The sequence below is a fragment of the Caldimonas tepidiphila genome, assembly GCF_003569765.1.
GTDB classification, from domain to species: domain Bacteria; phylum Pseudomonadota; class Gammaproteobacteria; order Burkholderiales; family Burkholderiaceae_C; genus Caldimonas; species Caldimonas tepidiphila.
Genome location: NZ_QXMG01000001.1, coordinates 37,283 through 50,626 on the forward strand (window position 1 = coordinate 37,283; position 13,344 = coordinate 50,626).

13 protein-coding genes are annotated in these 13,344 nt (G+C 71.8%); 1 reads left to right on the plus strand and 12 read right to left on the minus strand.

The window, feature by feature from the left end:
• Positions 1-59: 59 nt before the first annotated feature.
• From D3A59_RS04370 to D3A59_RS04395, 6 genes are all read right to left on the minus strand, one after another.
• Positions 60-794 carry an amino acid ABC transporter ATP-binding protein gene (locus D3A59_RS04370; RefSeq protein ID WP_119153679.1) on the minus strand — a complete coding sequence of 245 codons (735 nt, stop codon included), beginning with the start codon at positions 792-794 and terminating at the stop codon, positions 60-62.
• Between the two features lie 13 nt (positions 795-807).
• Positions 808-1,473, minus strand: coding sequence for an amino acid ABC transporter permease (locus D3A59_RS04375; RefSeq protein WP_119153680.1), 666 nt, complete (start codon positions 1,471-1,473; stop codon positions 808-810).
• A gap of 10 nt (positions 1,474-1,483) precedes the next feature.
• Positions 1,484-2,233, minus strand: coding sequence for an amino acid ABC transporter permease (locus D3A59_RS04380; RefSeq protein ID WP_119153681.1), 750 nt, complete (start codon positions 2,231-2,233; stop codon positions 1,484-1,486).
• A gap of 116 nt (positions 2,234-2,349) precedes the next feature.
• Positions 2,350-3,246, minus strand: a complete 897-nt coding sequence (locus D3A59_RS04385; RefSeq protein WP_119153682.1) for an amino acid ABC transporter substrate-binding protein — start codon at positions 3,244-3,246, stop codon at positions 2,350-2,352.
• 47 nt (positions 3,247-3,293) lie between these two features.
• Positions 3,294-4,355 (minus strand): asparaginase, encoded by a 1,062-nt coding sequence (locus tag D3A59_RS04390; protein WP_419187233.1) that lies wholly within the window; start codon positions 4,353-4,355, stop codon positions 3,294-3,296.
• A 125-nt stretch (positions 4,356-4,480) separates the two neighbouring features.
• Positions 4,481-5,377 carry a glutamate/aspartate ABC transporter substrate-binding protein gene (locus D3A59_RS04395; protein ID WP_119153684.1) on the minus strand — a complete coding sequence of 299 codons (897 nt, stop codon included), beginning with the start codon at positions 5,375-5,377 and terminating at the stop codon, positions 4,481-4,483.
• Between the two features lie 311 nt (positions 5,378-5,688).
• Here D3A59_RS04395 and D3A59_RS04400 point away from each other — a divergent pair, with 311 nt between their 5' ends.
• On the plus strand, positions 5,689-6,519 hold the full coding sequence (locus D3A59_RS04400) for an urease accessory protein UreD (RefSeq protein ID WP_119153685.1): 831 nt from the start codon (positions 5,689-5,691) through the stop codon (positions 6,517-6,519).
• Positions 6,520-6,607: 88 nt separating this feature from the next.
• Here D3A59_RS04400 and D3A59_RS04405 read toward each other — a convergent pair whose 3' ends face one another.
• The 6 genes from D3A59_RS04405 to thiC all read right to left on the minus strand — a co-directional run bounded on the left by D3A59_RS04405 (position 6,608) and on the right by thiC (position 13,290).
• The gene (locus D3A59_RS04405; RefSeq protein ID WP_240635937.1) at positions 6,608-7,594 is read right to left on the minus strand and encodes a Bug family tripartite tricarboxylate transporter substrate binding protein; all 987 of its coding nucleotides are present in this window, start codon (positions 7,592-7,594) and stop codon (positions 6,608-6,610) included.
• 102 nt (positions 7,595-7,696) lie between these two features.
• On the minus strand, positions 7,697-9,247 hold the full coding sequence (thiD, locus tag D3A59_RS04410; RefSeq protein WP_119153686.1) for a bifunctional hydroxymethylpyrimidine kinase/phosphomethylpyrimidine kinase: 1,551 nt from the start codon (positions 9,245-9,247) through the stop codon (positions 7,697-7,699).
• A complete protein-coding gene (locus D3A59_RS04415) occupies positions 9,244-10,023 on the minus strand; it encodes a thiazole synthase (protein WP_119153687.1) in 780 nt (259 codons plus the stop codon). Before D3A59_RS04415 ends, thiD begins: the two co-directional genes overlap by 4 nt.
• A 1-nt stretch (position 10,024) precedes the next feature.
• The gene (gene thiS / locus D3A59_RS04420; protein ID WP_119153688.1) at positions 10,025-10,249 is read right to left on the minus strand and encodes a sulfur carrier protein ThiS; all 225 of its coding nucleotides are present in this window, start codon (positions 10,247-10,249) and stop codon (positions 10,025-10,027) included.
• On the minus strand, positions 10,246-11,379 hold the full coding sequence (locus tag D3A59_RS04425) for an FAD-dependent oxidoreductase (protein ID WP_205665117.1): 1,134 nt from the start codon (positions 11,377-11,379) through the stop codon (positions 10,246-10,248). The genes thiS and D3A59_RS04425 overlap by 4 nt, the downstream gene beginning before the upstream one ends.
• Positions 11,380-11,382: 3 nt before the next feature.
• Positions 11,383-13,290: a phosphomethylpyrimidine synthase ThiC gene (thiC, locus tag D3A59_RS04430; protein WP_119153689.1), complete on the minus strand. Its 1,908-nt coding sequence runs from the start codon at positions 13,288-13,290 to the stop codon at positions 11,383-11,385.
• Positions 13,291-13,344: the final 54 nt, after the last annotated feature.

Consider the following 13,344-nt stretch of genomic DNA (forward strand, 5'->3'; position numbering starts at 1 on the left):
TGCCGCCGCCCCGCCGGGCGGCGCCGCGTCCGTCGGCGACAGCGGCAGCGCCGGCGTGCTCAATGTTGCAGGATCTTCGACAGGAAGTCCTTTGCGCGCGGCGAGCGCGCGTCGGGACGGCCGAAGAACTCGTCCTTGCTGCAGTCCTCGATGATGCGGCCGTGGTCCATGAAGATGATGCGGTCGCTGACCTTGCGCGCGAAGCCCATCTCGTGCGTGACGCACATCATCGTCATGCCCTCGTTGGCGAGCTGCACCATCACGTCGAGCACCTCGCCCACCATCTCGGGGTCCAGCGCCGAGGTCGGCTCGTCGAACAGCATCACGATCGGGTCCATCGACAGCGCGCGCGCGATCGCCACGCGCTGCTGCTGGCCGCCCGAGAGCTGCCCGGGGAACTTGTCCTTGTGCGCCATCAGCCCGACGCGCTCGAGCATCTTCAGCCCGCGCGTGCGCGCCTCGTCCTTGTTGCGCCCGAGCACCTTGATCTGCGCGAGCGTCAGGTTCTCCGTCACCGACAGGTGCGGGAACAGCTCGAAGTGCTGGAACACCATGCCGACGCGCGAGCGCAGCTTCGGCAGGTTGGTCTTCGGGCTCGTCACCGAGATGCCGTCGACGACGATCTCGCCCTTCTGGACGGGTTCGAGCGCGTTGACGGTCTTGATCAGCGTGGACTTGCCCGAGCCCGAGGGCCCGCACACCACCACCACCTCGCCCTTGGCGATCGAGGTCGTGCAATCGGTCAGCACCTGGAAGCTGCCGTACCACTTGGAAACGTTCTGGATGTCGATCATGGCGTGTGCGTCCTCAGCGGACGATGGCGATCCTGGCCTGCAGGCGCTTGACCAGCAGGGACAGGCTGAAACAGATGACGAAGTAGAGCACCGCGGCGACGAGGTAGGTCTCGACCGGGCGGCCGAAGTTCTTGCCCGCGACCTCGAAGCCCTTGAGCAGGTCGTAGGCGCCGATCGCGTAGACGAGCGAGGTGTCCTGGAACAGGATGATGGTCTGCGTCAGCAGCAGTGGCAGCATGTTGCGGAAGGCCTGCGGCAGCACGACGAGCTGCATGCTCTGGCGGTAGCTCATGCCCATGGCCTGGCTGGCCTGCACCTGGCCGCGCGGCACGCTCTGGATGCCCGCGCGCATGATCTCCGAGTAGTAGGCGGCCTCGAAGAGCGTGAAGGTGATGATGGCCGAGAGCTCCGTGCCCATCGAGCGGCCGAGCAGCAGCGGCACGAGCAGGAAGAACCACAGGATCACCATCACGAGCGGGACCGATCGCATCGTGTTGACGTAGGCGGCGGCCGGCAGCGCGAGCCAGGGCTTGCCTGAGAGGCGCATCAGCGCGAGCACGGTGCCGAGCACGATGCCGCCCGCCATCGCCACCAGCGTGAGCTGGATCGAGAACAGGAAGCCGCGCGAGACGTAGTCCACCAGCACGGGGCCGGTGAGGAAGGAGAAGTCGAGATTCATGGGTCGAGCCTCATTTCACAGCGCCGCCGAGCGCCATGCCCGGCACGCGCAGGCGGTGCTCCAGGAAGCTGGCCACGCGGTTGACCACCAGCGCCGACAGGAAGTAGAGCGCCGTCACCGCGAGGTAGATCTCGACGCCGCGCGAGGTCTCCTCCTGCGCCTGCATCGCGAACATCGTCAGCTCCGCGATGCTCACCGCGAAGGCGACCGCGGAGTTCTTGATGATGTTCATCGACTCGCTCGTCAGCGGCGGCACGACGATGCGCAGCGCCATCGGCAGCAGCACGTGGCGGTAGGTCTGCGGCAGCGTCAGGCCCATCGCGAGGCCGGCCATGCGCTGGCCGCGCGGCAGCGTCTGGATGCCGGCCCTCACCTGCTCGGACACGCGCGCCGACGTGAAGAAGCCCAGGGCGAACACCACCAGCACGAAGCTGGAGAGGCCCTGCAGCGCGGGGAAGAGCTGCGGCAGCACGTGGTACCACAGGAAGATCTGCACCAGCAGCGGAATGTTGCGGAAGAGCTCCGTCCAGGCGTTGCCGAACAGCACCCAGCCCTTGGAGGGCAGCGTGCGCGCGATGCCCACGAGCGTGCCGAGCGCGAGCGCCACGAGCAGCGCCAGCGCCGACACCGACAGCGTCCAGCCCCAGGCCGACATCAGCCAGTCGAGGTAGGTGATGTCGCCGTCCAGGCCGAAGCAGCCGGCGACCACCTCGCCCTCGAGCGTGCTCTTGCAGAAGACTTGCCAATCCCAGTTCGCCAAGTCCCGTCTCCTAAAGAATCACGGCCGCACGGCGGCAGGCCGGCGGCGCGGAAAAACCGCGCGGCGCCCGTGGCGCCGCGCTCCGGCAGGGCCGCCCGCGGGCGGCCCTGCGACGATCACTTCGCGTAGGCCTCGGCCGGGCGGTCGTTCGGCTGCGCCCAGGCGGCGCGGGTGGCGTCGTTCGGCGGCAGGCCGACGCGGGCGTTGGCCGGCGGGATCGGCTGCTCGAACCACTTGTTCCAGATCTTCGCGACCTCGCCGGACTTCATCATCGCGACGAGGCTGTCGTCCACGGCCTTCTTGAAGGCGGGGTCGTCGCGGCGCAGCATGATGCCGATCGGCTCGACCGACAGCACCTCGCCGACGATCCTGAAATCGGCCGGGTTCTTGGCGCGGGCGATGTTGCCCGCGAGGATCGAGCCGTCCATCACGAAGGCGTCGGCGCGCCCGGACTCGAGCAGCAGGAAGCTGTCGGCGTGGTCCTTGCCGAAGATCTCGTCGAAGTTCACGCCGCCGGCGCGCTCGTGGCGGCGCAGCAGCTGCACCGAGGTCGTGCCGGTGGTGGTGGCGACCTTCTTGCCGTTGAGCTGGGCGATCGACGTGATGCCGGAATTGGCCTTCACCGCGATGCGCACCTCCTCGACGAAGGTGGTGACCGCGAAGGCCACGTCCTTCTGGCGCGTGGCGTTGTTGGTGGTCGAGCCGCACTCGATGTCCACCGTGCCGTTCTGCACCAGCGGGATGCGGTTCTGCGAGGTCACCGGCTGGTACTTCACGTTCAGCGAGGCGAGGCCGAGCTGGCGCTGCACGTCGGCGAGCACGCGCTCGCACAGCTCGACGTGGTAGCCCACGAACTTGCCGTTGCCCAGCGTGTAGGACAGCGCGCCGGACGATTCGCGCACGCCCATCGTCACGCTGCCGCTGTCCTTGATCTTCTTGAGCGTGTCGGCCTGCGCCGCCGTCGTGCCGAGCGCCATCAGCGCGGCCATCAGCCACATCGACTTCTTGTTCATGTCGTGTTCCTTGTGCGGAAAGGGAAAGGAAGGGAAAGAGGGAGAGCTCAGTACTCGAGGAAGATGCGCTGCATCTCGCGCGCGTCGGCGCCGCGGGCGAGCGCGAGCGCGGCGAGGATGCGGGCCTTCTGCGGGTTCAGGTCGTGAGCCACGACCCAGTCGTACTCGTCGTCGGGCTGCTCGGCGTTGCGCAGCACGAAGCCGCCGCCGGCCACGCGCGCCGAGCGCACGATCTGCACGCCCTGCGCGCGCAGCTCGCGCAGCGCCGGCACCACCTGGCGCGCCACCGAGCCGTTGCCGGTGCCGGCGTGGACCAGCGCCTTGGCGCCCTGCGCGGCGAGCGCGCGGTAGGCGGCGTCGCCGGCGTTGCCGTGGCCGTAGGCGATGCCCACCGGCGGCAGCGCCTTGATCGCGTCGATGCCGAACTCCGAGTTCAGCGTGTGGCGCTTGACCGGCGCGCGGAACCAGTAGGTGCGGCCTTCCACCACCATGCCGAGCGCGCCCCAGGGGCTCTTGAAGGCCTCGGTGCGGATGTTGACGGCCTTCGTGACGTCGCGGCCGGTGAAGATCTCGTCGTTCATCACCGCGAGCACGCCCTTGCCGCGCGCGCTCTTGTCGGCGGCGGTGGCCACCGCGTTGTAGAGGTTGAGCGCGCCGTCGGCCGACAGCGCGGTGCCCGGGCGCATCGAGCCGACCACCACCACCGGCTTGTCGGTCGGCACGACCAGGTTCAGGAAGAAGGCGGTCTCCTCCAGCGTGTCGGTGCCGTGCGTGACGACGATGCCGTCGACGTCGTCCTGCTTCGCCAGCGCCGCGACGCGGCGGCCGAGCTGCAGCAGGTGCTCGTCGGTGAAGCTCTCCGACGCGATCTGGAACACCTGCTCGCCGCGCACCGCGGCGAGCTTGCCGATCTCGGGGATGCCGGCGATCAGCTTGTCCACCGGCACCTTGGCGGCCTGGTAGGTGGCGCTGTTGGCGGCGGTGGCGCCGGCGCCGGCGATCGTGCCGCCGGTGGCGAGGATCACCACCTTCGGCAGGGATTGCGCGTGGACCGCGCAGGCCAGCGCCAGGCCGGCCATCGCGGCGGCCAGCGTTCGGGCGAGTTTCATCATCTCGGTTCTACTTTCCGTTGTCTTCGGAGGGAAGGGGACCGGCGCCGTCGCGCGGCCCGGCAGCTTGCGGCGCCGCGCCGTCCCCGTCGGGCGGCGCGGCGCGGTGCTTCACGCGGCGCGCTTCATCCGAGCGGCCTGTCGTTGGGCTTGCGGTAGAGCTCGAGCAGCGCCTCGGAGGGCGGCCAGTTCAGGTTCAGGCCCTTCGGGGGGATCGGCCGCTGGAACCACTTCGCGTAGATCCTCTGCGCCTCGCCCGAGCGCATCAGGCGCTCGAGGCCGCGGTCCACCACCTGCTTGAAGGCCGTGTCGCCGCGGCGCATCATGCAGCCGTAGACCTCGGAGGACATCGGCGTGCCGACCACCACCCAGTCCTCGGGTCGGCTCGCCTTGGCGCGCTCGCCGTAGAGCAGCGCGTCGTCCATCATGAAGGCCTGCGCGCGGCCGGCCTCGAGCAGCTTGAAGGACTCGCCGTGGTCGCGTGCCGTGACGATCTGCAGACGGCCGCCCTGCCGCTCGTCGAAGGTGCGCAGCAGCCGCTCGGAGGTGGTGCCGGCGGTCACGACGACGGTCTTGCCGCCGAGGTCGGCGAAGTCGCGGATGCCGGAGTCGCGGCGCACCAGCAGCCGCGTGCCGACGACGAAGATCGAGGTCGAGAAGGCCACCTGGCGGGCGCGCTCGGCGTTGTGCGTGGTCGAGCCGCACTCCAGGTCCACGGTGCCGTTCTGCACCAGCGGGATGCGGTTCTGCGCCGTCACCGGCACGAGCCGGATGGTGAGCGCCGGCAGCTTCAACTCGGCCTTGACCGTGTCGAGCACGCGCAGCATCAGCTCGTGCGAGTAGCCCACCACCTGGTTCTTCTGGTCGTAGTAGGAGAAGGGCACCGACTGCTCGCGGTGGCCGAGATTGATCGTGCCGGTCTGCGCGATGCGATCGAGCGTGCCGATGTCCTGCGCGCAGGCGAGCGGCGCGGCCAGCAGGCCGAGGCCGGCCAGCAGCCACTCGCGGACACGGTTGATCATGGCGTCTTCTCCTGATGCGACGGGGGAGCTGCCCGGACCGCGCATCGAGGGGCGCCGGGCGGCAGGCTCCCCCCTATTGCAGGGGGCGTGCCAGGCATCCGCCTTGCCGGGGCCGCTCGCAAGTCCTTGATTCCACTCAAGCCCCCCGGCAGCGCCGGGCCGCAAGGGACGGAAAACCGACGCCCGCCGGCAGGGGAACGGACGGATTTCCGTCCGCGGCCGGGATCCCGCGCGGGGGGAGCGCCGCGTGCCGGCGGCCCGATACACTGCGCGCTTCGCCGTATCCGGGGCCGGGCGCCCCCTGAAAAACGATGGGCTGGCACGGTCACCTGCATCTCCACTACCGCCGCGACGAGGCGCGCACCGTCGCGCGCCACCGCCACGACGGGCCGCTGCGCGTGCTCGCGAGCCTCTACCCCGAGGCGCCCGAGGTCTGCCACCAGGTGCTGGTGCACCCGCCCGGCGGCATCGTCGGCGGCGACCGGCTCGACATCGACGTGGCGCTCGACGCCGGCAGCCATGCGCTCGTCACGACGCCGGGCGCGACGCGCTTCTACCGCAGCGCCGGCAGCGACGCGCTGCAGCAGCTCGCGGCGCGCGTCGGCGACGGCGCGCGGCTCGAATGGCTGCCGCTCGAGAACATCGTCTACCGCGGCGCGCAGGCCGAGAACCGCATGCGCTTCGAGCTGGCGCCGGGCGGGGAGATGATCGGCTGGGACGTGCTCGCGCTCGGCCTGCCGGCCTCGGGCGAGGCCTTCGACCGCGGCCGCTTCGTGCAGCAGCTGGAGATCCCCGGGCGCTGGCTCGAGCGCGGCGTGATCGACGGGGCGGACGGCGCGCTGCTCGACTCGCCGCTCGGCTGGGCCGGGCACCGGGTGCTGGCGACGCTGTGGTTCGCGGCCGGCGGGCCGCTTGCGCGCGAGCGCCGCGACGCGCTGCTCGACACGGCGCGCGAGCTGGCGCAGGCGCACCCGCTCGCGGCGACGGCCGGCGTCACGGCGCCTCACGACGGCATCGTCGTGCTGCGCGCACTCGCGCCGCGCGTCGAGCCGGTGATGGAGTTGCTGACGCAGGTCTGGGCGCGCTGGCGCGAGACGGCCTGGCAGTTGCCGGCCTGCGCGCCGCGCGTGTGGCGCACCTGAGAACGCACCGGGGGCGGGCGCCCCGCGCATCGCGCGGGCCGCACCGCCCCCGTCAGTCAGATCCGGCGTCGCGACGCCGGCGCCCTGCTCACTCCGGCGTGATGCCAGCGGACTTGACTGCCTTGGCCCACTTCAGCGTCTCCTTGGCCGCGAACAGCCCCAGCTCGTCCGGCGAGCCGGTGCCGAGCTCGAAGCCGGAAGGCGCGAGCTTCTCGCGTGCCGCGGGTTCGGCCAGCGCGCGCTGCACGCTGCGGTTGAGGCGCTGGATGATCTCGGGCGGCGTGCCGGCAGGCGCGTAGAGCGCGAACCAGGCGGTCATCTCGAAGCCCGGCACGACGGTGGACATCGGCGGCACGCCCGGCAGCATCGGGTGCTCGCGCGACGAGGTCACTGCCAGCGCCTTGAGCTTGCCGGCCTTCACCTGCGGCACCGCGTTCGCGGTGTCGGCGAAGACCAGCTGGATCGTGTTGCCGATCGTGTCCATGATCGCCGGCGGCACGCCCTTGTAGGGCACGTGCACCATGTCGAGCTTGTTGGCCGAGACCAGCGCGTGGCCCGGGATCAGGCTGCCGCTCGAGCCCGAGCCCCAGGAGTACTTGCCGGGGTTCTTCTGGATGAGCGCGACCAGCTCCTGCGGCTTCGCCGCCGGCAGCTGCGGGTTCACGAGCATCACGAAGGGAATCTGCGCCAGGCGCGAGACCGGTGCGAAGTCCTTGATCGGATCGTAGGGCAGGCGCCGGTACAGGGAGGCGTTGGCGGCGTGCGTGGTGCTCGTGGCCACCAGCAGCGTGTAGCCGTCGGGCGCGGCCTTGGCGGCGGCGGCGGTGCCGATCGAGCCGTTGGCGCCCGCCTTGTTGTCGATCACGAAGGGCTGCTTCAGCTCCTTCTGCAACTGCTCGCCGAGCACGCGCGCGAGCTGGTCGGTCGCGCTGCCCGCCGGGAAGGGCACGACCAGCGTCACGCTCTTCTGCGGCCAGGCCTCGCCGGCCGGTGCGGCGCCGACGGCGCTCATCGCGCCGCCGAGCAGCGCGGGAAGAAGGAGTCGCGCGAAGCGGCGCAGCGGGTTCGGGGTCAAGGTCGTCTCCTCGAAGGTTCGGGTGGGGCGCCATTCTAGGAAGCGGCGGAGGCTTCTGTCGGCGCGGGCCGAATCCGGCCCGGCCCCGCCGATCCGTCCGCTTCAGGCCGCCCGGCTCCCCGCGGACGGCGCAAGCGTCGGGCGCGCCCACGCGGGCGCCGGACGAGGCGCCTGCTCGCGCCCCTCCGCGAAGGCCGCGGAAAGCGAATGCACCGCCGCGGCCGGGTCTGGCGCCTGCGTGATCGCGGTGATCACCGCCGCGCTGGCCGCGCCGCAGCGCGCCGCCTCGCGCACGCGCGCCTCGTTCATGCCGGCGATGCCGACCACCGGCACCGGCAGCAGCCGGGACCAGTAGGCGAGGTTGCCCTCGCCCTGCGGAATCCACGGCATGTCCTTGCTGGCGGTCGCATGGATCGGGCCGCAGGCGAGGTAGCTCGGCCGCAAGGCCCAGGCGCGGCAAACCTCCCAGTAGCTGTGCGTGCTGACGCCCAGCCGCAGCCCGGCGTCGCGGATCGCGGCGAGGTCGGCCGTCGCGAGGTCTTCCTGGCCGAGGTGCACGCCGTAGGCGCCGTGCTCGATCGCGAGCCGCCAGTGGTCGTTGACGAAGAACTGCGCGCCCGCCGCGCGGCTGGCCTCGACGCAGCGGCGGATGTCCTCCGACAGCCCCGCCGCGTCGGGCGACTTCACGCGCAGCTGCAGCGTGCGCACGCCCAGCTCCAGCAATCTGAACACCCAGTCGGCGCTGTCGACCACCGCGTAGAGCCCGAGCGCCGGGTCGGCGAGCGGCGCGAAGCCGCAGGGCGCCGCCGCGCCGCCGGGCAGGTCGAGATGGGGCAGGTTCTCCAGCCGCTGCGCGAAGCCCGCGGCCGCGCGAACCGGCCCGGCGCCCTGCCCCGCCGCGTCGCCGCGGCGCAGCGCCTCGGCGGTGCCCATCTTCGCCAGCACCAGCGCCTCGGCCGCGACGAAGCCGTGCGCGAGCGCCGCCGCCGCCAGCGCCGCGAAGGTGCAGCCGCTGCCGTGGTGGTGCGGCGTGTCGATGCGCGGCAGGCGCAGGGCGCCGCTGGCGTGCCGCGTGACGATCCAGTCCGCCGACTCCGTCCCGCCCGCGTCACCGCCGGTGACGGCGACCGCCGCGCCGCACGAGCGGTGCAGCACGTCGGCCGCATCGCGCGGCGACAGCACGGCGCCGCCGAGCAACGCGGCCGCCTCGGCCTGGTTGGGCGTGAGCAGCGTGGCGCGCGGCAGCAGCCACTCGCGGTAGGCGGCGACCAGCGCCTCGTCGGCGAAGGCCGCACCGGTGGTGGAGCGCAGCACCGGGTCGACCACCAGCGCCACGGGGCCGCGCTCGCGCAGCGCGTCCACGTGGCGTGCGAGCGTGCGGACGTTCTCGACGCTGCCGAGCAGCCCGGTCTTGATCGCGCGCGGCGGCAGGTCCCCGGCGAGCGCCGCGAGCTGCGCATCGAGCAGCTCCGCCGAGACCGGCTCCACCCGCGTCACCGCCACCGAGTTCTGCGCGGTGATGGCCGCGACCGCGGTGCAGCCGTGGGTGTGAAAAGCGTCGAAGGCGCGCAGGTCGGCCTGCAGGCCGGCGCCGCCGCCGCTGTCGGAGCCGGCCACGCTCCAGACGATCGGCCGGTTTTCAGAAGCGCTCACAGCACGAAGGGCCGGCCGGTCACCGGCGTGCTGGCCACGGCCATGTCCTGCGGTGCGAGCAACCCGGCCTCGAAGCCGAGCCGCCCGGCCTCGATCGCAAGCCCGAAGGCGCGCGCCATCTTCACCGGGTCCGCCGACTGCGCCACCGCCGAATTCAGCAGCACCGCGTCGAAGCCGAGCTCCATCGCCTGCGCCGCGTGCGAGGGCGCGCCGATGCCGGCGTCCACCACCAGCGGCACGCCGGGCAGCCGCGCGCGCAGCGTGCGCAGCGCCCAGGGATTGATCAGGCCCTGGCCCGAGCCGATCGGCGCTCCCCAGGGCATCAGGATGCGGCACCCGGCGTCGAGCAGCCGCTGGCAGCTCACGAGATCGTCGGTGCAGTAGGGGAAGACCTCGAAGCCGTCCTTGACGAGCTGCGACGCCGCATCGAGCAGCTCGAAGGGGTCGGGCTGCAGCGTCTGCTCGTCGCCCACCACCTCGAGCTTGATCCAGTTCGTGCCGAGCAGCTCGCGCGCCATGTGCGCGAGCGTGACCGCCTCGCGCGCGCTGCGGCAGCCGGCGGTGTTGGGCAGCAGCCTCGCGCCGCTGGCCCGGATGATGCCGATGAAGCCGTTGTCGCCGCTGGCCGAGGCGAGCTGGCGGCGCAGGCCGACGGTGACGACCTCGGCGCCCGAGGCGGCGATCGCGTCGGCCAGCACCTGCGGCGAGGGATAGCCGGCAGTGCCGAGGAAGAAGCGGCTGGAGAGCACCGCGTCCGCGATCTGGAAAGAGGACATCTCAGCCTCCGACGATGGGTTGGAAACACAGCACCTGGTCGCCCTCGGCGAGCAGGCGCGCGCCGCGCTGGCCGCGCGGCACGAACTCGCCATTGACGGCGGTGGCCTGCGCCTCGGGCGGCTGGCCGAGCGCGGCGATCAGGTCGGCGAGCGTGCTGCCGGCCGGCATCGCGCGCGGCTCGCCGTTGACGTGGACGGTGACGAGCGATTCGATGGTGGCGCTCATGAAGCGAGCTCCTCGGACGGATGAAGATCCTGCAGCCCGGCGAGCGCGCGCTCGACCAGCGCCGGCGCGATCAGCCAGCCGTGGCGGAACAGGCCGTTGATGCGCAGCAGGCCCGGCGCGCGCTCGACGCGCGGCAGGTTGTCGGGCAGCGCGGGGCGCAGGTTGCTCTCGCTGTGCACGACGCGCGCCTCGGCGAGCGCCGGCAGCACGCTGTGCGCGGCGGCAAGCAGCTCCACGGTCGTGCGCAAGCTCACCGGCGAGCGGTCCTCGCTCTCGATTTCACTCGCACCGACGACGATCAGGTCGCCGGGGCGCGGCACGAGGTAGACACGGTGGCGCGGGTGCAGCAGCCGCGCCGGGCGGCCGAGCCGCAGGCCGGGCGCGTGCAGCCAGAACACCTCGCCGCGCACGCCCCGCATCGGCAGTGCGGGCTTGGCGCCCGTGCCGCGCACGTCGATCGCGAGGTCGAAGCGCCGGTCGTCGAGCCGGCCGGATTCCACCGCCTCGACCGCATGGCCCCAGTGCCACTGCACGCCCGCGAGCGTGCCGGCGGCAGCGAGCGCGGCCATCGCCTGCACGGTGTGGATCTGGCCCTCGCCGTCGAGCAGCCAGCCGAGCAGGCCGCGCGCGAGCTCGGGTTCCTCGTCCTTCAGCCAGGTCGCGTCGAGCGTCCTCGGCGGTGTCGGCGCGGCGCGCTGCGCGAGCAGCGCCAGCAGCCGCTGCGCGCTGCCGCGATCGGAGGGGTGCGCGAGCAGCAGGCTGCCGCGCTGCGCGAAGTGGACAGGCAGGCCGGTGGCGGCCGTCAGCGCCTCGACATGCTGCGGCCACAGCTCCAGCGAGCGCCAGCCGAGCGCGGCGACGTCCGCATCGGCGCATTCGAGCTCCGCGAGCGGGCTCAGCATGCCGGCGGCGGTGAAGCCGGCGGCATGGTGGAAGGCGGCCGCCTCACCGGGTTCGCCGGAATCCGGGCTGCCGTGCGCGCCGAGGCCGCTCGTCATGCGGCCCTGCGCGGGCTGCGGCCCCGGCGCCGGGTCGAAGACCTCGACGCGGTGCCCGCCCGACGCGAGCCGCCACGCGAGCAGCCGCCCGAGCAGCCCCGCGCCGGCGATGCCGATGTGCAGGCCGCCCATGACTCAGCCCTGCTTGCCGGCGTCAACGGCCTGCGGCTGGATCGGGATGTAGATCTCGCCGCCGCCGGCGCGGAACTCGGCGCTCTTGGCGGCCATGCCGGCCTCGATCTCGCCCGCCTCCTTCTGCGCCGCGTACTCGCGCACCTCCTGCGTGATCTTCATCGAGCAGAACTTCGGGCCGCACATCGAGCAGAAGTGCGCCACCTTGCTCGAATCCTTGGGCAGCGTCTCGTCGTGGAAGTCGCGCGCAGTCTCGGGATCGAGGCCGAGGTTGAACTGGTCCTGCCAGCGGAACTCGAAGCGCGCCTTGGACAGCGCCTCGTCGCGGGCGCGCGAGCCGGGGTGGCCCTTGGCGATGTTGGCGGCGTGCGCCGCGATCTTGTAGGCGATGATGCCCTGCTTGACGTCGTCGCGGTCGGGCAGGCCCAGGTGCTCCTTCGGGGTCACGTAGCACAGCATCGCGGTGCCCATCCAGCCGATCATCGCCGCGCCGATCGCGCTGGCGATGTGGTCGTAGCCGGGGGCGATGTCGATCGTCAGCGGCCCGAGCGTGTAGAACGGCGCCTCGTGGCAGTGCTTGATCTGCTCGTCCATGTTGGCCTGGATCATGTGCATCGGCACGTGGCCCGGGCCCTCGATCATGGTCTGCACGTCGTGCTTCCACGCGATCTGCGTCAGCTCGCCGAGCGTGCGCAGCTCGGCGAACTGCGCCTCGTCGTTGGCGTCGGCGCCCGAGCCGGGGCGCAGGCCGTCGCCGAGCGAGAAGCTCACGTCGTAGGCCTTCATGATCTCGCAGATTTCCTCGAAGTGCGTGTAGAGGAAGTTCTCCTTGTGGTGCGCGATGCACCACTTGGCGAGGATCGAGCCGCCGCGCGAGACGATGCCGGTGCGGCGCTTGGCGGTCAGGTGGATGAAGGGCAGGCGCAGGCCCGCGTGGATGGTGAAGTAGTCGACGCCCTGCTCGGCCTGCTCGATCAGCGTGTCGCGGTAGATCTCCCAGGTGAGGTCCTCGGCCACGCCGCCGACCTTCTCGAGCGCCTGGTAGATCGGGACGGTGCCGATCGGCACCGGCGAGTTGCGCACGATCCAGTCGCGCGTGGTATGGATGTTGCGGCCGGTGGAGAGGTCCATCACGTTGTCGGCGCCCCAGCGGATCGCCCACACGAGCTTCTCCACTTCCTCCTCGATGCTCGACGTGACGGCCGAGTTGCCGATGTTGGCGTTGATCTTGACGAGGAAGTTGCGGCCGATCGCCATCGGCTCCACTTCGGTGTGGTTGATGTTGGCCGGGATGATCGCCCGGCCGCGCGCCACCTCGTCGCGCACGAACTCGGGCGTGATGATGTCGGGGATGCGCGCGCCCATGGCGTTGCCGCGCAGGCGCTGCTCGCGCTCGGCGTCGCTCAGGTACTCCTTCATCCACTCGCGCTTGCCGTTCTCGCGGATCGCGACGAACTCCATCTCGGGCGTGACGATGCCGCGGCGGGCGTAGTGCATCTGCGTGACGTTGCCGCCGGCCTTGGCGCGGCGCGGCTGGCGCTGCAGCGCGGCGGCCTCGGCGCGGAGTTGGGCGATGCGCTCGCGAGCCTGGTCGTTCTGGCGGTCCTCGTGCTTGATGCCGTCGTCGAGGGCCTGGGCGACGCGGCCCTCGTAGCGCTCGGTGTCGCCGCGCGCCTCGATCCAGGCGCTGCGCACGTCCGGCAGGCCGCGGCGCACGTCGATCTGCGCGCTCGGGTCGGTGTAGGGGCCGGAGGTGTCGTAGAGGGAAATCTGCTCGCCGTTGGTCAGCAGAACCTCGCGCATCGGCACGCTGACGCCGGGCTGCGAGCCGGCGACATGGATCTTGCGCGAGGCGGGAAAGGGCTCGCGGGTGAGCGTGAGCAGTTGGGCCAGCTTGTCGGGCGCGTTCATCGGCGGGGCTCCTTCGGGGGAAATGCGGTGCTCCGAAGGTCGGCCCCTTGCGCC

Coding starts and splice junctions, on each gene's coding strand:
- D3A59_RS04390 (WP_419187233.1), bottom strand. CDS start 4,355: ATGAAACTCGCCCGAACGCTGGCCGCCGCGATGGCCGGCCTGGCGCTG.
- D3A59_RS04415 (WP_119153687.1), bottom strand. CDS start 10,023: ATGTCCTCTTTCCAGATCGCGGACGCGGTGCTCTCCAGCCGCTTCTTC.
- D3A59_RS04375 (WP_119153680.1), bottom strand. CDS start 1,473: ATGAATCTCGACTTCTCCTTCCTCACCGGCCCCGTGCTGGTGGACTAC.
- D3A59_RS04400 (WP_119153685.1), top strand. CDS start 5,689: ATGGGCTGGCACGGTCACCTGCATCTCCACTACCGCCGCGACGAGGCG.
- thiS (WP_119153688.1), bottom strand. CDS start 10,249: ATGAGCGCCACCATCGAATCGCTCGTCACCGTCCACGTCAACGGCGAG.
- D3A59_RS04395 (WP_119153684.1), bottom strand. CDS start 5,377: ATGATCAACCGTGTCCGCGAGTGGCTGCTGGCCGGCCTCGGCCTGCTG.
- D3A59_RS04370 (WP_119153679.1), bottom strand. CDS start 794: ATGATCGACATCCAGAACGTTTCCAAGTGGTACGGCAGCTTCCAGGTG.
- D3A59_RS04425 (WP_205665117.1), bottom strand. CDS start 11,379: ATGGGCGGCCTGCACATCGGCATCGCCGGCGCGGGGCTGCTCGGGCGG.
- D3A59_RS04385 (WP_119153682.1), bottom strand. CDS start 3,246: ATGAACAAGAAGTCGATGTGGCTGATGGCCGCGCTGATGGCGCTCGGC.
- thiC (WP_119153689.1), bottom strand. CDS start 13,290: ATGAACGCGCCCGACAAGCTGGCCCAACTGCTCACGCTCACCCGCGAG.